Annotated in this window: 13 protein-coding genes and 1 tRNA gene; 8 read left to right on the top strand and 6 right to left on the bottom strand. The window is 40.2% G+C overall.

From position 1 onward, the window contains the following. Positions 1-122 precede the first annotated feature (122 nt). The 4 genes from AC21OG_RS00480 (at position 123) to ispD (ending at position 5,835) form a co-directional block, all read left to right on the top strand. On the top strand, positions 123-2,399 hold the full coding sequence (locus AC21OG_RS00480; RefSeq protein ID WP_487377152.1) for a heavy metal translocating P-type ATPase: 2,277 nt from the start codon (positions 123-125) through the stop codon (positions 2,397-2,399). Positions 2,400-3,080: 681 nt separating this feature from the next. Next, positions 3,081-4,397 carry a phosphopyruvate hydratase gene (gene eno, locus AC21OG_RS00475; RefSeq protein ID WP_487376991.1) on the top strand — a complete coding sequence of 439 codons (1,317 nt, stop codon included), beginning with the start codon at positions 3,081-3,083 and terminating at the stop codon, positions 4,395-4,397. 188 nt (positions 4,398-4,585) lie between these two features. Further along, positions 4,586-4,939, top strand: coding sequence for an FtsB family cell division protein (locus AC21OG_RS00470; RefSeq protein ID WP_486546404.1), 354 nt, complete (start codon positions 4,586-4,588; stop codon positions 4,937-4,939). 101 nt (positions 4,940-5,040) lie between these two features. Then, entirely contained in the window at positions 5,041-5,835 is a 795-nt protein-coding gene (gene ispD, locus AC21OG_RS00465) for a 2-C-methyl-D-erythritol 4-phosphate cytidylyltransferase (protein ID WP_487376989.1), read from the top strand. 223 nt (positions 5,836-6,058) lie between these two features. Here ispD and AC21OG_RS00460 read toward each other — a convergent pair. The 3 genes from AC21OG_RS00460 to pyrC form a co-directional block, all read right to left on the bottom strand. Beyond that, positions 6,059-6,134: transfer RNA gene (locus AC21OG_RS00460), tRNA-Glu, on the bottom strand. Positions 6,135-6,363: 229 nt separating this feature from the next. Beyond that, a complete protein-coding gene (gene rnt, locus AC21OG_RS00455; RefSeq protein ID WP_487377151.1) occupies positions 6,364-7,071 on the bottom strand; it encodes a ribonuclease T in 708 nt (235 codons plus the stop codon). Between the two features lie 360 nt (positions 7,072-7,431). Beyond that, entirely contained in the window at positions 7,432-8,514 is a 1,083-nt protein-coding gene (gene pyrC / locus AC21OG_RS00450; RefSeq protein WP_487377149.1) for a dihydroorotase, read from the bottom strand. A gap of 465 nt (positions 8,515-8,979) precedes the next feature. On the opposite strand from pyrC, the gene AC21OG_RS00445 reads away from it, so the two are divergent. Beyond that, complete coding sequence (locus AC21OG_RS00445) at positions 8,980-10,215, top strand: argininosuccinate synthase (protein ID WP_487376987.1); 1,236 nt, start codon at positions 8,980-8,982, stop codon at positions 10,213-10,215. A gap of 221 nt (positions 10,216-10,436) precedes the next feature. On the opposite strand, the gene accC is transcribed toward AC21OG_RS00445, so the two are convergent. The 3 genes from accC to AC21OG_RS00430 all read right to left on the bottom strand — a co-directional run bounded on the left by accC (position 10,437) and on the right by AC21OG_RS00430 (position 13,810). Next, on the bottom strand, positions 10,437-11,786 hold the full coding sequence (gene accC, locus AC21OG_RS00440; protein WP_486546407.1) for an acetyl-CoA carboxylase biotin carboxylase subunit: 1,350 nt from the start codon (positions 11,784-11,786) through the stop codon (positions 10,437-10,439). A gap of 15 nt (positions 11,787-11,801) precedes the next feature. Further along, entirely contained in the window at positions 11,802-12,221 is a 420-nt protein-coding gene (gene accB, locus AC21OG_RS00435; RefSeq protein ID WP_486546408.1) for an acetyl-CoA carboxylase biotin carboxyl carrier protein, read from the bottom strand. 230 nt (positions 12,222-12,451) lie between these two features. Beyond that, a complete protein-coding gene (locus AC21OG_RS00430) occupies positions 12,452-13,810 on the bottom strand; it encodes an MATE family efflux transporter (RefSeq protein ID WP_487376985.1) in 1,359 nt (452 codons plus the stop codon). A 223-nt stretch (positions 13,811-14,033) separates the two neighbouring features. On the opposite strand from AC21OG_RS00430, the gene hemW reads away from it, so the two are divergent. From hemW to AC21OG_RS00415, 3 genes are all read left to right on the top strand, one after another. Beyond that, complete coding sequence (hemW, locus tag AC21OG_RS00425) at positions 14,034-15,374, top strand: radical SAM family heme chaperone HemW (RefSeq protein ID WP_487376983.1); 1,341 nt, start codon at positions 14,034-14,036, stop codon at positions 15,372-15,374. Positions 15,375-15,434: 60 nt separating this feature from the next. Further along, complete coding sequence (gene glpK, locus AC21OG_RS00420) at positions 15,435-17,024, top strand: glycerol kinase GlpK (RefSeq protein WP_487376981.1); 1,590 nt, start codon at positions 15,435-15,437, stop codon at positions 17,022-17,024. A gap of 347 nt (positions 17,025-17,371) precedes the next feature. After that, positions 17,372-18,397: an endonuclease/exonuclease/phosphatase family protein gene (locus tag AC21OG_RS00415; RefSeq protein WP_487376979.1), complete on the top strand. Its 1,026-nt coding sequence runs from the start codon at positions 17,372-17,374 to the stop codon at positions 18,395-18,397. Positions 18,398-18,589: the final 192 nt, after the last annotated feature.

The raw sequence follows: 18,589 nt of genomic DNA, 5'->3' as shown, positions 1-18,589 counted from the left end.
TAGTATTCTCATGCCAATCTAAACTAGGTGATCCTATGTCAGCGCAGCACGCTCCAACCCACAATGACAAACCTAAAATAGCACCTGACGCATTAAAAACAACCCAATTTCAAATTGAAGGGATGTCTTGTCAAGCGTGTGCTACGCGTATAGAAAAAGTGCTGAACAAAAAACCAGCTATCGATTCGGCTAGCGTGAGTTTCGCAGGAGAAACGCTAAATGTCGCCTATGATGGGACACAGGTCAATGAAGATCAAATTAGTGAGTGGGTAACCAAAACCGGATTTACCGCGCTACCTTTGTTAGATAACCAAATACCCCAGCCTCAAGATAAAGCCATGGATTGGCGTTTATTGCTGATTTGGCTGTGTTTAATTCCTTTTTTGATTGGGATGGCGGGTATGTTGTTTGGACAAGGTATGCACTGGATGCCACCATTGTGGATACAGTTTATTTTGGCTACCATCGTACAGTTTGGATTGGCAGGGCCTTTTTATCGCAGTGCTTGGGCATCGGTAAAAGGTGGCTTGGCCAATATGGACGTATTGGTGGTCATCGGTACGTTTACCATTTGGGCATACTCTACCTTCGTATGGTTACAAAGTTTAGGGGTTAATTTTGCTGATAGCAGCACCTTTGCATTAAGTCTCACTAATATCGTCAATCATCATGGTGTCCATGTCCCCGTCTACTTTGAAGCTGGGGTTATGATTATTGGCTTTGTGAAACTGGGTAAGTACCTCGAGCACCGTACTAAAAAACATAGTCTAAACAGTATCAATATGCTGCTTGAGCTGACACCAACCACCGTTGAACGACTCATCAGTAGCCCTAAAGTTAGTAGCTCTGATAGTAACCAAAAAGTAAGTGATCTTAAAACGAACGGTCATAAAGAGAAGGCTTCTAAGTCAAAACAGAAGTCTCTCAATAACGTTGAGCAAGTTAACTTAGAAGATGTTCATAAAGGTGACATCTTGCGGGCTAAGCAAGGATCTCGTATCGCAACCGATGGGGTAGTGATATCAGGTGAAGGCTGGTGTGATGAAAGTCACTTAACAGGCGAGTCGGTACCTGTCAGTAAGGCAGTGGGTGATATCGTATTGGCGGGTGCCATGGTGGATAATGGCAGCTTAAATTATAAAGTGACCGCTACCGGAAGTGAAACGCAGCTTAGTGATATGGTCAAAGCACTGAGTGAGGCGCAAGGTAGTAAGGCTAACTTAGCACGCTTAGCGGATAAGGTTGCAGCCGTATTCGTACCGGTTGTCGTTACGATTGCGCTGATAACTTTTGGTTTGACTTGGTGGATAACCGGTGATACAGATGCCGCTATATTGCATGCGGTTTCTGTATTGGTCATCGCTTGTCCTTGTGCGCTTGGGTTAGCCACACCCGCTGCAATTATGGCGGGCATGGGAGTAGCTGCGCGTCACGGGGTATGGTTTAAAGATGCCCAAAGCCTCGAGGTCGCAGGGAGTGTCGATACGGTTGTATTTGATAAAACAGGAACATTAACCAAAGGTAAACCGCATATTGTCGATGAAATGATGGTCAATAAAACCATCATTAATGATGATGTGTTGCAATTAGCGGCCAGTGTAGAAGCACATGTCAGTCATCCTCTTGCGACAGCAGTGGTTAATGAGGCGAAGGCCAAAGGACTGACATTACTAGAGGCCACAAAAGTGGACGTCGTTGCGGGTATGGGTATCCAAGCAGAGGTGGCGGACTTTGGGACAGTCAAGGTTGGGACACCAGAATTCGTTGGCCTGAACCTTCCGAAAAAGTTACCTAAAGTTTGGAAAATAGCCAGTACTATTGCTGTCAGTGTAGAGGGTATCCCCCTTGGTATATTTGCTTTAGCAGATGAGCTAAAAGAAGAAAGTCCGCAAGCCGTTCAAGCGCTTCAAGACGATGGCTTGGAAGTCGTATTACTTAGTGGTGACAAACCTTCTGTGGTTGAGCAAGTGGCAAAGCAGTTGAATATCGATGTGGCAGATGGTCATTTAAAACCTCGGGATAAAGCACAGTGGATTGAGGCTCATCAAGCGGTAGGTCACAAAGTGGCTATGGTGGGCGATGGTGTCAATGATGCCCCAGCAATGGCGACTGCTTATGCCAGCTTTGCGATGCTTGATGGCACAGAGGTTGCTAAGCATAGTGCCTCTGCTCGCTTAATGGGTGATTCGATCATGCAGGTTCATTCGGGGGTAGATATAGCCCGCGCCACTGTACGTAATATTAAACAAAATCTATTTTTTGCATTTATTTATAACTGTTTGGGTATTCCATTAGCAGCGTTTGGTTTCTTAAATCCGATGTTAGCTGCTGCCGCTATGGCATTAAGCTCAATTTCAGTCCTTATGAATGCATTACGTTTAACCCGTTATAAAGTATAATAGATTGACGCTGTATCAAATAACGTGATGTTTAATTATTTAGGATTTAATTTTTAAGAGGTAGCCTCAAAATTTATACTGAGATTCATTACTTAGACTCATTACTTAGACTGGTCATCTAGAAATAGTACAGAGGCTTACTACAATAGAGAACTTTGATTAACGATTACGAAGTTAATTTTTTAACGTTTCAGTACAAGGTGATAAGTTTTTAATAGAGACTTTTAAAATTTAAATCAATAGAGCACAAGCTCCCAAGAAATTGCCAAAATATGCTATGATTATGCTCTGATTCAATTGGCGGTATCTGTCATTTTTGTCACATCATAGGCTCTATTAATTAGACCCTATATTAAGATCCTATTTATAATTTCCATACTAGGGTCTGTTGAACATTCAAATATTAGGACTGCTGATAGCTAAAATTGTTCCAAACTAGGCGTAAACCGACGATAATGTCTAGACCTTAGCTAGGTTTATAACGACGTTTGGGGCAATTTTAGCATCAGCCCTGCGGGGCAGAGCTGTTTTTTGTCAATATATTGCGAAATTTTTTAACTTAGGATGACTAAGCGTCAAAAATTTCCCTGCATATTGCCTAAAAAACAGCCTCTGCCAGTTCCACATTTGAATGTTCAATAGACCCTAAAGACTACTCATCCAAAGAGGCTTGTAGACGCTATGTACGCAGAAGAATTTAATAATGCAACTGAAATTCAAGACATCCGTGCTCGTGAGATTTTAGACTCACGTGGTAACCCTACCATTGAAGCAGATGTGGTATTAGCGGATGGCTCTATGGGTCGTGCCGCCGCACCTAGTGGCGCTTCTACAGGCTCTCGTGAAGCATTAGAATTACGCGATGGCGACAAATCACGCTATATGGGTAAAGGGGTCAAAAAAGCGGTTGCAAATGTCAACAGTCAGATTAGGACTGCTTTAATTGAAAGCGATGCCATTGATCAACAGACAATTGATGATAAATTAATTGAATTAGACGGTACTGAGAATAAAGATAACCTAGGTGCAAATGCGATGCTAGCAGTATCATTAGCAACCGCAAAAGCTGCGGCAGTATCGCAAAATATCCCATTACACCAGTATATCGCCAATCTACGTAATCAAACCTCTTTAACCATGCCAGTACCCATGATGAACATCTTAAATGGTGGCGAACATGCGGATAATACGGTTGACATTCAAGAGTTTATGATTGAACCAACGGGCTTTAGTAGTTTCTCTGAAGCCTTACGGGCCGGTGTCGAGATTTTCCACAGTTTAAAATCTGTCTTAAAATCTCAAGGTCTAAATACAGCAGTGGGTGATGAGGGCGGCTTTGCCCCCAACCTTCGTAGTAATGAAGAAGCCATTACTGTGATACTACAGGCTATCGAGAAAGTAGGCTACACAGCAGGTAAAGATATTCATCTTGCATTAGACTGTGCTGCTAGTGAGTTTTATAACAATGGTCAGTATATTCTAGCGGGTGAGGGGAATAAGACCTTTGATAGCCAAGGATTTTCTGATTACCTCGTTAAGCTAACTGAGCAGTATCCCATTATCTCTATTGAAGATGGTTTAGATGAATCAGATTGGGAGGGTTGGGCTTATTTGACCAGTAAGATCGGCAAAAGAGTTCAGTTAGTGGGTGATGATCTGTTTGTTACTAATCCTGCTATTTTACAAGAAGGTATTGATAAAAATATAGCCAATGCCATCTTAATTAAGTTCAACCAAATTGGTACGTTATCAGAGACTTTGGATGCCATCTATTTGGCTAAAAAGAATGGGTATGCCACCGTTATCTCACACCGTTCAGGTGAGACTGAGGACAGCACCATTGCAGATTTGGCAGTAGGAACAGCAGCGGGTCAAATCAAAACTGGATCTTTGTGTCGCTCAGACCGTGTTGCTAAATACAACCAACTATTACGCATTGAACAACAAGTTCGTGCCAGCTACCGTGGTGGTGACGAGTTTATCGGACTGCGCGGTTAATAGCGTTTAGTCAATAAAAACACTGAGCTGATTGCTTGGCTCAGTGTTTTTTATGTTTTTAAGGTATATTATTATTGTTGAGATTGGCATAATATATTTTAAAATGCTAGTTATAAAGATCTCTTTATCTGAATAGAAAAAGTCATTATCTTAGCCCATACTCATTCGTCATTATCATAAGTCTTACTATGAAATATTTTAGCCAATTCATGTTGTTTTTAATTGCAATTTCCATTTTGCTGGGATTGCAATATCAATATTGGATGGGCAAAAGTGGACGTGCTAGCTTGGATGCGTTGCATGCTCAGATTGATGCTCAACAGCAGCTTAATGATAAAAAACTTAATGATAATAAGGTACTCCGTGCCGATGTCAATGATCTTAAAACAGGGTTAGAGGCAGTAGAAGAGCATGCACGTTTGGACTTAGGACTAATAAAACCGGGTGAGACATTTGTCCAATTATCTACCGCCCCTGTGACTCATACGACTCAATCAGAAGCTCCTATCAATCCTGATGATGCCATTGAAAGTGTGCCATAGTCTAAAAAATCAGTTTTATTCCTCTTTTAATAATTCCTTGAACGAATTGGATAGTAGCAATATCCAAACTTTAACCTGATAATTCATTCATTAAGTAATTTATGGTTTCTATAGCTAGCAATCTCAACGGTTTAAGTAAAGATCTAAGTAAAGATCACAGTACTGAAAATCTTACAAAAGACGTCTCTGATAATGCCCTAAATCATTTTCCGCATGTCTATAGCATGGTAGTGGCAGCCGGAAAGGGTAGTCGCTTTGGTGCATCGATACCTAAACAATATACTCAAATTCATAATAAAACTATCTTAGAGTGGACTGTCTCAGCATTGAGTCAAAGTTGCCATATCAATGACTTGTTTTTAGTCATTGCAAAAGAGGATAGCTATGCAAAGGGTCTAAGCTTTACATTACCGATTCATTTTGTAGAAGGGGGTGAGGAACGCTGGCATTCGGTGCGGGCAGGTGTCGAGGCTATCCTAAGTGCAGGTGCTAAAGCTGATGACTTGATACTGATTCACGACGCGGCTCGACCTTGTGTGCTCAGGCCACATATCGATGCCGTTATTGAGTTAGCTAAACAGACTGAGTTTGGGGCTATCTTAGGTGTACCTGTGGCGGATACTCTAAAAAAGGTAGATGAAAACCTAACTATTCATACCACGGTGGATAGAAGTGGGCTGTGGCAGGCACAAACACCACAGGTATTTAGAACGGGCAAGCTTTATAACGTGTTGCAACAAATTGCAGAACAAGGGCTGATGATAACCGATGAAGCCAGCGCTTTTGAGATGCTAGGCTATCCTATCCAAATGGTACAAAGTAGCCGTCTAAATTTAAAACTCACTTATGCTGAAGATTTGTCATTGATTCACACTATTTTAAGTAGTCGCGACTGACATCCTAAGCAAAACTAACCCAAAAAATATAATAAAAAAAAGCCTGATTCGTTAGAATCAGGCTTTTTTAATATAAGCAGTATCAACTGGATAACGCTTAAAATACCTTTTCTATAAAATAACCTATCTTTGTCAGTCTCGCTGGACCTACTTTTTGTAGGGTTTGCAGTCGTCTTCTTCGATAGGTTAATTTCTAGATTTGGTAAAAGATATCACAAATTAGTGGTATCCCGTAGGGGATTCGAACCCCTGTTACCGCCGTGAAAGGGCGGGGTCCTAGGCCTCTAGACGAACGGGACACAGACCACTTCGACCGCTTTCACCGTTAATGTCGAAGTGGTGCGTATTCTAATAATAAAGGATAGACGTGTCAACCTTTTTATTAAAATTATGCGAAATAAATTAAGAAACTAGCAACAGATTTATAATTAGTGCTATTCGGAAAATAATTTAACCTCATACTAAGCGTAAAATGAGAGTTAAGATGGATAACAACTTGATCTCGTTCTGATAATGCTTCACTCAAGATTATTCTGCAATCGCATTAGCTTCTGAGTTTTGCTCTTGGCTTTCTAATAACGAGCTTTTTAACATAGGGTAATTGTTTAGAATATGGCAGAATAACTCAGCAGTCTTTTGGGTATCATACAGTGCGGAATGAGCTTCTGAACCACTAAAGTCAATACCCGCTTCTTTGCAAGCACGTGCCAGTACAGTTTGTCCAAACGCTAGGGCGGATAAGCTGACCGTATCAAGTACTGAGAACTGATGGAAGGGATTGTGGTTCTTGCTGTTGGTTCGCTCGATAGCGGCATTTAAGAATGATAAATCAAAATGCGCATTATGACCGACCAAAATACATTTTTGGCAGCCATTGTCCTTACGCACTTCTTTTAGTGCTTTAAATATACGGCGAAGGGCTGGTTTTTCTTCTTCAGCTATGGCTTTTCTTAATGGGTTGTTCGGATCAATGCCAGTAAATTCTAACGCACGCGGTTCAAGATTGGCACCTTCAAAAGGTTGAAGATGCGCGTTTAGTGGCTCACCTGGATAAAACGTGCCGTGTGCATCCATTAAAATAGGAATACAGGCAATTTCCAATAGTGCATCGGTTGCCGCATTAAAGCCTGCGGTTTCTACATCGACGACGACAGGTAAGAATTTACGAAATCGATCGACCAGTTTTATAATAGGTTGTTCGGCAAATCCATCGGCTGGTGTGTCAGCTTTTGAAATACTAGACTCAGTGTTAGCTTCATTCGCTTTAGGCGTATTTAATAAATCAGTTCTCGACTTAATTTCTTTATCATCAGAGACTAGAATAGTGGAATCGCCTACTTTTGTGTCGATTTCAGAGGTATGATTAGGGTTCATATCATAGTTCGCATCAGCGTTCTCTTTATTATTTAGATCACTATCTTTTATATTTTTATTACTAGGAGTCATTTTAGAGTCAGGCATAGATCAGATATCGCATTATAAAAATAAGTGAGAACTAAGATAGGTTAGAGTATTAGTACTCACTCGTTTAAACCAAAGTTAGAAAATTAGCATTCAACTAATATTTTAGTATATCAATAGTTGTTCCATTTAAAGCTACTGTGTTATAGACCAAGGAATCGTTTCTCCAGCCATTAAAGGCGTTAAAGTTTGATCAGTCATATAGCGATAGCTTTCAGGGACTTGCATCGGTTCATTAACCAAAGTAATGGTGTCTTCATTAATAGGTAAGCCATAAAACTTAGCCCCAAAATGACTGGCAAACCCTTCAAGTTTCTCAATCTTACCCACACTATCAAAAGCGGTTGCATATAGAGGAAGGGCGATTGATGCAGAATAACACCCCGCACAGCCGCAAGCATTTTCTTTGGCATGAGTGGCATGGGGCGCTGAGTCGGTGCCTAAGAAGAATTTAGGATTACCACTGGTAGCAACATCCAACAGTACTTTTTGATGTTGCTGACGTTTCAAAATAGGTAAACAATAAAAATGAGGTTTTATACCACCTACCAGTAAGTCATTTCGATTAAATAGTAAATGTTGAGGGGTAATAGTGGCCGCTACCAACTCATTTTGAGACAGTACAAAGTCAGCGGCGTCCCCTGTAGTAATGTGCTCGACCACAATCTTAAGTTCAGGAAATTGTCGAACCATATTATTGAGCGTGGTATCAATAAACTGCTTCTCACGATCAAATATATCAATATGAGAGTCTGTCACCTCACCATGGATGAGTAACGGCAATCCATGCTTCTGTAGCGCATCAAAGACGTCAGCTCGTGAGGCTAAATTGGTAACGCCATCATCTGAGTTAGTAGTCGCTCCAGCAGGGTAGAGTTTCACAGCTTGCACAATACCAGTTTCGGCAGCTAGTTTGATATCTTCGGCAGTGGTAGTGTCTGTCAAATACAAAGTCATACGTGGATTGAACGCGTCTTTATATTTATTCTCAATATTGGAGTGTTGCAACGCATCCAAAATACGCTGGCGGTAGGCAAGTGCCTCAGTCGCATTTTTAACAGGAGGAACCAAATTTGGCATACATATAACACGGCTAAAGCTTTTAGCAGCATGTGCCACAGTCGTACTTAAAGAGGCACCATCTCGCAGATGAATATGCCAGTCATCAGGACGAGAAATGGTGATCTGCTTAACGGGGCTTGATTGTTGAGTCGTCATTGGCATAGTTGATTTTGTAAGATTTGGAGTGTTATCAGTCATAGTGAACAGCCATTATTTAAAAATTTTTTAGTTGGTACTTTATTAATGTCTGGCAAAATTAAGGTGTTGTGATTAAAGGATTATTTTTAAAAAATTAAGTATGCTAATAATAACAGGTTTTAGTACTTAAATCGGTTATTCAACCCCATATTTGCTAAAATGACGATACAAAACGACAACGGGTGACTTGTTCAGCGAATAAGATGCTATCATTTGATAAGAGCCATAATGAAACGACCTGTAATAGGCTTTTGTTGCAACTTTAAATAGTGTAAACTGAAATGTTTAATGCTAAATGTCATTAAGATTGTCATTTGTGCTTTATATTAGCCACAATAATACATTTAATTAATTATAAAAGATCCTAAACCGTTTTATTTTATACACTAATTGACTCACTCATATATTAATAAAGGATGTACTATGTCGATAGAGAATAAAGACAATATTAACAAAATTGTTTTGGCATACTCAGGCGGTCTAGATACCTCAATTATCGCTAAATGGTTGCAAGATACCTATGATGCTGAGATCATTACCTTCACCGCAGATATTGGTCAAGGTGAAGAGGTTGAGCCTGCACGCGCTAAGGCACAGGCTATGGGTATCAAACATATTCATATTGAAGATTTACGTGCTGAATTTGCGCGTGATTATGTATTCCCAATGTTCCGTGCAAATGCCATCTATGAAGGTGAGTATCTACTAGGCACCTCTATTGCTCGTCCTTTGATTGCAAAACGGTTAGTAGAGATTGCAAAAGAGCACAATGCAGATGCTATCAGTCATGGAGCCACTGGTAAAGGAAATGATCAAGTTAGATTTGAGTTAGGTTCTATTGCCTTAGCGCCAGAGGTTAAGACAATTGCGCCTTGGCGTGAATGGGACTTATCAAGCCGTGAAAGCTTAATGCAATATGCCAAAGAGCATAATATCCCCATTGATTTTGCCGCCAATAAGAAGAAATCTCCTTACTCAATGGATGCCAACTTACTGCACATATCTTATGAGGGTGATATTCTAGAAGATCCTTATACTGAAGCGGAAGAGGATATGTGGCGCTGGACGGTCAGTCCTGAACAAGCACCAGATACGCCAGAGTATATTGAATTAGAATACGAAAAAGGTGATATTGTTGCTATTGATGGCGAAAAGCTTGAGCCATATGAAGTGATGATTAAGCTCAATGAACTGGGTGGTAAGCATGGTATTGGCCGGTTGGATATTGTAGAAAACCGCTATGTCGGCATGAAGTCTCGTGGCTGTTATGAAACACCAGCGGGTACAATAATGTTAAAAGCTCACAGAGGTATTGAGTCCTTAACGCTAGATCGTGAAGCGGCGCATCTAAAAGATGAGCTCATGCCACGCTATGCCAAAATTATCTATAATGGTTACTGGTTTAGTCCAGAGCGTCAAATGCTACAAGCTCTTATCGATAAGTCTCAAGAGTACGTGACAGGTACGGTACGTCTAAAATTGTACAAAGGTAATGTCAGCGTGGTGGGTCGTAAGTCTACTTACTCGCTATTTGATGAAAAAATTGCGACCTTTGAAGATGATGCAGGTGCCTATGATCAAAAAGACGCCGAAGGTTTCATTCGCTTAAACGGTTTACGTCTTTCTATTGAAGCCAGTAGAGGTCGTGATTTGTCATAATCGTGATCTGTCATAATGTTATCATGAATCTATTATCATTAATTATAATGGATAGATGATATATGATAGATGATTGATTCTAGAAATTGTTTTTATGATATTAAACCTGTTTTAGGTTATCACTCAGACTTTACTTTATTAAACAAAACAGATCCTAATAAAAAAAAGCAGACGTTTACATAACGTCTGCTTTTTTATGAAGCTTTTAATAGCATCAGCTATCACTTGTCTTCTATATTAAGTAAGCACTGCTCTAGATAGTGTATGTTTTGAGCTTGGGAGGCAAACTCTGGGTCTTTTAAAATGACGTCTCGATGCAATGGTATGTTAGTTTTGATGCCCTCAATAATGAGCTCATCTAAGGCATGTAACGTTTTTGCAATTGCTTGTTCACGTGTCTGACCATGACAAATCAGCTTGCCCACTAATGAATCATAGTATGAGGGAATGACATAACCTGGATACAAATGAGAGTCAAAACGTACCCCAGAGCCACTTGGAATAAAATACTGAGTAATTTTACCAGGGGAGGGCGCAAACGTTTTTGGATCTTCAGCATTGATACGGCACTCAATGGCATGTCCATGCACACTAATCTCATTTTGACGATAAGATAGGCCATAGCCGGCTGCAATTTTAAGTTGTTCAACGACAACGTCAATGCCAGTAACCATCTCCGTAATGGGATGTTCAACTTGTACTCGAGTGTTCATCTCGATAAAGAAGAACTCTCCATCTTCAAATAAGAATTCGAAAGTACCTGCACCCCTATAGCCTATATCTTCGCAAGCTTTCACGCAGGCTTGCAAGATAGGTTCACGAATGTCGTCGGGAATATCAGCAGCAGGCGCTTCTTCCAATACCTTTTGATGACGGCGTTGTAAAGAGCAGTCACGGTCGAACAAATGAATAGCGTTACCGTTTCCATCGCCTAGAACTTGTACCTCAATATGACGTGGATTTTGTAAATAGCGTTCCATATACACGCTATCATCCCCAAACCACAACTCAGCTTCTTGTTTAGCGGCTTGAACTTGTTCGTTTAACTGATCAAAACGATCGACAATCCGCATACCACGACCGCCACCACCGGCAGCCGCTTTAATCAATAAGGGAAAACCGATATTTTTGGCTTGCTCTTCGGCATTGTTTAAAGTCACTGTACCCACTGAACCAGGTACAGTGGGAACACCAGCTTGTTTCATCGCATTAATCGCTGAAACTTTATTGCCCATCAGGCGAATATGATCAGGGTGGGGACCGATAAACGTAATACCTGCTTCTTCAATATTCTCAGCAAATTCAGCATTTTCAGCCAAAAACCCATAACCAGGATGGATGGCATCACTACCTGTGATTTCAGCCGCAGTAATAATAGCGCCGATATTTAAATAACTTTGATTGGCGTTCGGTTTGCCAATACACACAGCTTCATCCACGAAACGTAAGTGCATCAGATCTTCATCCGCTGTCGAGTAGACACCGACTGTCTGGATGCCTAACTGTTTACAGGCACGTACTATGCGAAGAGCAATTTCGCCACGGTTGGCAATAAGCAATTTTTTTATCATTTAGTTGCCTTTGCCTCAGCTTTTGTAACGAATGACTGGTTGACCAAATTGAACGACGTCACCATTTTCAACTAAGATAGCATCAACAATGCCACTTTGAGTCGCTTCCAGGGGGTTCATGATTTTCATGGCCTCTATGATACCTAAGGTATCACCAGCCTGAACTTTTTGACCTGGTGTGACAAAAGGGGGATCATTTGGACTAGGTGCTGCATAAAATACCCCGACCATAGGCGAATTTTCGATACTTCCTGGGTGCACTGCTTCTACAGGGGGTTCAGTGATATATGCTGGATTAGCAGCCATCATTGAAGGTATTGGGGTGTTGTAGTGTCTCGTTAGACTTACACTGTCATCCCCAGTTTTAACTTCAAGATTAACAAGGTCTTTTTCTTCCATTAGCTCAATGAGCGTACGAATTTTTTCAATGTCCATACGGTTGCCTACCGGTATTCTTATAATATTGCCCATATTGTAACAAATTTTGTCACCTCTGATGAGTAACAAATGATGTATTTAGGTTTAAATAACTTATTCATACCTTAAATTTTATACATTATGCCCTGTTTTATACCAGCGCTTAACTTAATTGGGTAAAGACTAACTACTTTATACTTTCAGTTTATAAAGGTTTCGATAGATCAATAAGGTCGAGGTCATCATGCCTAGTTAAAAAGCTGACGTTGGCGATGGATGAGTCGCCAGGTTAATAACACCGAAGATAAAGTCAATCCAGCAACTAACGCAATCCAAAAGCCTTTGGCGCCAGTATCTGTATAGCGAACCAAATAAACCCCTAATGGTAGGGCTACTAGCCAATAGCAGAATAAAGTAATCCACATCGTAAATTGAGTGTCTTGCATTCCCCTTAAAATACCTGCCATGTTAACTTGCCAGCCATCGACCAGTTGATAAGCAATTGCAAATAATAATAAAAGAATGGCCTGAGTTTTGACGGCTGGATTATCAGTAAATGCGTTAGCCAAGTTTTCTCTAAATATCCAAACCCCAAGCATACTACATAAGGCAATACAAACCGTCCAAAATAAACCTGTTCGCTGAACTTGTTTTAAAGCGAGCCAATTTTGTTCACCATATCTATTAGAAACCATGATAGTCAATGCCATGGCAACTGATAATGGAATCATAAATAATTGGGAGGTAACTGCCAGAGCTACCTGATGAGAAGCGACGGCAACTGCCCCTAATGGGCTAATGACGATCGAGGCTAAGCTAAATAAACTGGCTTCAAAAAATATTGAGATACCGATGGGGATACCTAAGCGGAATAATTTACCGATTTGTTTACGATCGGGTCGTGAGAAATTGTAAAAGAAGCGGGTCTCATCAAATGTCTGATGATTCGACAGTTTCAAATAAAGGGATAGTAGGAGTACATTACTCCACAGTACACAAGCGGTTGCAAGCCCGCATCCCGCACCACCTAGAGCAGGCATGCCAAATAAGCCGTGGATAAAAATATAATTAATAGGTATATTGATTAATAGACCAATCAAACTGATAACAGTGACAGGCTCTGGTCGACCTAATGCCTCACAATAGCTGCGCAGTACGGCGTAACACGCAATGGCTGGGAACCCCCAAGCTACAAAACGTAAGTATTGTCCTGCCTTAGGTTGTATGTCATCAGGGACACCCATTATGCCTAGAATATTGGGCATTATAGAGACAACAATCAATCCAATAGACCCAATTAAAAGAGCTGCCCATAACGATTGCTGAGTGATATGGGGGATATGGTGATGTGATCTTTGACCTATTTTCTCACCAATTAAAGGTGTGGTAGCGATCAAAATCCCGGTTGCTAATAAAAATAAAGGCAACCAAATACCAGAGCCAATAGAGACCGCTGCTAAATCTAGTGCGGATACTGCGCCTGCCATGATAGCGTCTACTACGCCTAATGCAGCTTGGCAAAATTGAGTTATTAAAATGGGTAATACTAAGGTACTAAGCCGCTTACTGTGTTGTTTAAATTCATTGAATGATAAATCTGGCAACATAAGGAAACTTCTAAATAGGGTTTTAGGACTTTGGGGTTATCATGAGAAACGATAAAATATGATTTGGCTAATAGGGCTATTAAGCTAATAGGGCTATTAACTAGACAATGAATACGTATAATAAGCCCAACATTGGCTGCAAAATATGCTTACATACCGAATACGACTTATCTAAGGTCGAGACTATATCACTATCTGTAAAAGAGTTTAATACTATATCCTTATGTCCTCATTAATTAATGTAAATGAAATCCCTTTGGCGCTATACATTCATATCCCTTGGTGTGTTAAAAAATGCCCTTATTGCGATTTTAACTCCCATACCTTACCCCTGTCTATTGAGAGTAAAAATAATGCTACAGACAATAATAAGTTTAATGAAAACAAAAATTTAACTGGAAATAACACTTTAACAGGACAAGAAAAAATCAGTCAAATAAACAGTAATCACTTTGACGTTTACGTGGATGCGTTAATCGATGACATAGACTCTCAGCTTGCGTTAATACAAAATCGTCAGATAACTTCAATTTTTATAGGAGGAGGTACGCCATCCTTACTGCCGATTAATCAATATCAACGCCTGTTTAAACATTTAAAAGCAGTCTTGCCATTTGCCTCAGATATCGAAGTCACTATGGAGGCAAATCCTGGTACCCTAGAACATGCCCCGTTTGAAGAATATTTGGCAGTAGGGATAAATAGATTGTCCATCGGGGTACAAACTTTTTCAGATAGTAAACTTAAGGCTTTAGGCCGTATTCATAACGCTGAACAAGCCAAAAAGGCAACTCAAGCGGCTAAAAAAGCAGGATTTACCCGCTTAAATATTGACCTTATGCACGGTCTACCACAGCAAACAGTAGCGGATGCTTTATATGATATTACGATGGCAGATGAGGTGGGGGCAACCCACATATCTTGGTATCAGTTGACCATAGAGCCTAATACGGTTTTTTTTAGAGACACCCCAATCTTACCTGATGATGAGCACTTAGCGGATATCGAAGAGCAGGGTAGTCTGCTATTGAATAAATTAGGCTATACAAATTATGAGATATCCGCTTGGGTAAGCCCTAACGATACTGGCTGTCGACATAATATAAACTATTGGCAATTTGGAGATTATCTAGCCATTGGAGCGGGAGCACATGGCAAAATAACACTTGTAGAAGATATAAAGAATATTCCTTCTGAAGGTGGACACAGTGACTTGACGAGTTGTCATAATTCTTGCTATTTAGAGAACTCAGGTATTTATCGGTTTAGCAAAAGCCGAATGCCAAAAGATTATATCAACTATACGGATTATCCAAAAATGGTTGGATTTAATAGCATTGCGAAAAATGAGCTAACGAGTGAGTTTATGCTTAATGCGCTGCGTCTAACCGCAGGCGTGCCGTTAGATATGTATTGCTCAAGAACAGGTCTTAGCGTCTCTGAGATAAAACCCATCCTTAATAAGCTTAAGAAGCAAGGTCTACTGGTCAATCAAGAGGATTTAATCCAACCAACGTCACTTGGACGCCGTTATCTAAACCAAGTGTTGCAAGCTTTTTTATAACAAAGTGAATTATTGTTTAAATATCTTCATCGTTAAGTGTCATTTCAGGGAGAATATATTATGGCAGGTTATGTATTAGCTTTAGATCAAGGTACCACTTCAAGCCGAGCCATTATTTATGATGAGAAAGCCAGACCTATTCAAATATCCCAAAAACCAACCACTTTGCTAACCCCAAAAGCTGGATATGTTGAACAAGATGCGATGCAGATATGGCACACACAAATAAGTTGTGCACATGATGCGATTAACCAAGCCGGACTACTGGCAACTGACATCTCAAGCCTTGCGATCACCAATCAACGAGAGACCATTGTCATTTGGGATAAACGAACGGGCAAGCCTTTGGCACCTGCCATAGTGTGGCAAGATAGACGATCAGACAGTTGGTGTCAGAGCCTGCAACAACAGCGTGTGCCAGAGTCTGACGTCAGTATGCAACACTACGTGCAATCTATAACAGGGCTACGTATAGATCCCTATTTTAGCGCCAGTAAAATAGTATGGATGTTAGACAATCATCCAAATCTAAGAGATAAGGCGCAACGAGGTGAGGTGGCTGTAGGAACCATTGATAGTTGGCTTCTGTTTAAACTAACGGGCGGTGAGCATGTGATAGACATCACCAATGCGTCACGAACGTTAATCTATGATATTAACAAGCTTGAATGGTCTGAGGATCTCCTCAACCACTTTGATATTAGTAAACAAATACTGCCTAAAGTCGTGCCATCAGATGGGGACTTTGGTAAAACTAAAAAAGGGCTGTTTGCTAAGCAAATACCCATTCAAGCGGTCTTAGGAGATCAGCAGGCCGCTTTATTTGGGCAAGGGTGTGTCTCGATAGGTATGGCTAAAAATACTTATGGCACAGGATGTTTTATGCTCATGAATATCGGTCATGAGGTGCAGCTCAGTCAACATCAGTTACTCAGCACTGTCAGCTGGCAACGCCGCTCAAATGCATCACTGTTAAGATCAGCGACGAGCGAACATAAATCACTTTCTCAGTTAATGAAGTCTGGTAAACGTATCTTAAACCCGTCCAAGCGCGAAGTAACGTATGCTCTTGAAGGCAGTGTGTTCATGGCGGGTGCAATTGTACAATGGCTAAGAGATAACCTTGGCCTGTTTTATAAGTCTGAAGATATTGAGCAGTTAGCCAATGAGGTTAAAAGTAGTGAAGGGGTTGTCTTAGTTCCTGCCTTTACAGGTCTAGGGGCGCCTTATTGGCGTTCTGATATTACTGCCAGTATATCAGGCATGACCCGCGGTACTACAAAGGCCCATGTCGCTCGTGCGGCGCTTGAATCTATTGCCTTTCAAACCTATGATGTATTGTCAGCGATGCAAAAAGACAGTCCAAGTCCTTTGACAGAGCTTCGGGTAGATGGCGGTGCGTCCAATAATAACTTACTCATGCAATTTCAAGCTGATATGCTTGGCGTACCAGTTTTGAGACCCAAAGATACTGAAATTACCGCCAAAGGGGTGGCTATTATGGCGGGTATAAATTCAGGGCTATATGACGAGTCTACTATTGAAGACTCCTGGCATCTAGACCACTGCTTTGAGCCTAAGATGTCTGAAGATGAGCGGGAACACTATTTGCATCATTGGCATCAAGCCATTGGCAAAACGCTGCAATAAGGGCTCGTTTTTTACTAGAGTCATTAAAAGGAGCTGAGCGTTTTAAAGCGTTTTATATCTTGTCTATAAAATAACTTACCCTTGTCTATAAAATAACCTATCCTTATCAGACTCGTTCATGTTCAACAAATCTGCTAATCATAGCGATTGATTTGTTGCTTTAGGACTTGCCTTCCTCGATAGATTCTCTTCAATATATGGCATTCAATACATACCGCTAAAATTGAAACTCGCACTTAAGTAAAATTATCAATAGCTTCTTTTTAAGTAATTTAAGATATTCAACAGACCCTAAGATAAATAATTAAATCAAATTAAATCAATGTCAATAAGTAAGGATAAACCAAATGTCAAATAATCATAAAAAACATGACGAAAAACAATTCTATATTGCGACCAATAACACCTTAAACTTAGCACTACCCAATCGGCACTATTATTCAAACATGGGGCCTTATAGTAATAGTGAATACGAGCGTAAAGTCAATGGCTTATACCAGCTATTAAACAATGCCAAATCAGATATATATGCCTTCCAAGAAATATGGGATGAAAAAGCTTTACAAGACTTAGCACATAGGCTTGGATTTGAACCTTCTCAAGTTTTAGCGCCTTTGGCCAGTAACGATGTCTCAAGCACACTAACTTTAGGTCAAGGTGCACAACAGACTCCGGCTATGGGCATTGTCTCAAAATTTAAAATTATAAACTGGGAGTTACTGACCAAGTTTAATCCTTTAGCGGTGGTGGATGTACCAGATCAGGGGTTGTATCAGCAATTTAATAGACCACCATTAGTCGCCACTTTAGATATTTATGGTCAGCCCATTACAATTATAACCGCACACTTAAAAAGTAAACGACCTCATTACCTACGTGATGCTCAGGGCAATCGTCTTGAAGATTACGATGACCCTCAATTAAGAGTCCGTGCTAAACTAAGAAGCTTGTGTATGCGGGCGGCAGAGGCAACCGCATTAAGGGTATATATTATAGATATTTTAAAAAGTACTCGACATCCGGTGATTCTGTTAGGCGATATGAATGATGTGACCGATAGTGTGACCACCCAGCTTTTAGCAGAAACGAGTGAAGTGAATTATGATAAGGGGATGCGTGATATTGCTTTGTTCGATGCTGCTCGTGTACAGACTAGCTATGGGTGGATGAAAGGCGTTGCTTATACTCATTTATATCAAGGAATGCCTGAAGTCATTGATCAACTATTTGTGTCAGAGGAGTTTATTGTAGACGGTAAGTACTCTTTAGGAGAAGTAGTGCGTGTTGACTATTTCAATGATCATCTTAAAAAAGAGTATGAGGAGAGGGTTACCGATCACGGTGTTGTGAGAGCTAAGATTAAATTAATATAATTTAATAATATTGACAAATTAAATATTAAGCTTTAAATTATAAGTAATGATTAATTTTATTAAATAATGTTATCATTATATACCCCTTACTTTTTAACTAATTTTAAAGTATTTATTACCAACCAATTAATTTATTTTTAATAGAATTTTAGTGAGTGTATAACCAATTAATTTCTTTATTCAGACCAATTT

This window comes from Psychrobacter sp. CX5 (assembly GCF_057621535.2).
This window is presented reverse-complemented; position numbering and strand designations above follow the sequence as displayed.

Excerpts from the sequence above, each read along its gene's own strand:
- AC21OG_RS00470 (WP_486546404.1), top strand. The coding sequence starts at position 4,586 with ATGAAATATTTTAGCCAATTCATGTTGTTTTTAATTGCAATTTCCATT.
- AC21OG_RS00445 (WP_487376987.1), top strand. The coding sequence starts at position 8,980 with ATGTCGATAGAGAATAAAGACAATATTAACAAAATTGTTTTGGCATAC.
- AC21OG_RS00430 (WP_487376985.1), bottom strand. The coding sequence starts at position 13,810 with ATGTTGCCAGATTTATCATTCAATGAATTTAAACAACACAGTAAGCGG.
- eno (WP_487376991.1), top strand. The coding sequence starts at position 3,081 with ATGTACGCAGAAGAATTTAATAATGCAACTGAAATTCAAGACATCCGT.
- AC21OG_RS00480 (WP_487377152.1), top strand. The coding sequence starts at position 123 with ATGTCTTGTCAAGCGTGTGCTACGCGTATAGAAAAAGTGCTGAACAAA.
- glpK (WP_487376981.1), top strand. The coding sequence starts at position 15,435 with ATGGCAGGTTATGTATTAGCTTTAGATCAAGGTACCACTTCAAGCCGA.
- accC (WP_486546407.1), bottom strand. The coding sequence starts at position 11,786 with ATGATAAAAAAATTGCTTATTGCCAACCGTGGCGAAATTGCTCTTCGC.
- accB (WP_486546408.1), bottom strand. The coding sequence starts at position 12,221 with ATGGACATTGAAAAAATTCGTACGCTCATTGAGCTAATGGAAGAAAAA.
- AC21OG_RS00415 (WP_487376979.1), top strand. The coding sequence starts at position 17,372 with ATGTCAAATAATCATAAAAAACATGACGAAAAACAATTCTATATTGCG.
- pyrC (WP_487377149.1), bottom strand. The coding sequence starts at position 8,514 with ATGACGACTCAACAATCAAGCCCCGTTAAGCAGATCACCATTTCTCGT.
- hemW (WP_487376983.1), top strand. The coding sequence starts at position 14,034 with ATGTCCTCATTAATTAATGTAAATGAAATCCCTTTGGCGCTATACATT.
- ispD (WP_487376989.1), top strand. The coding sequence starts at position 5,041 with ATGGTTTCTATAGCTAGCAATCTCAACGGTTTAAGTAAAGATCTAAGT.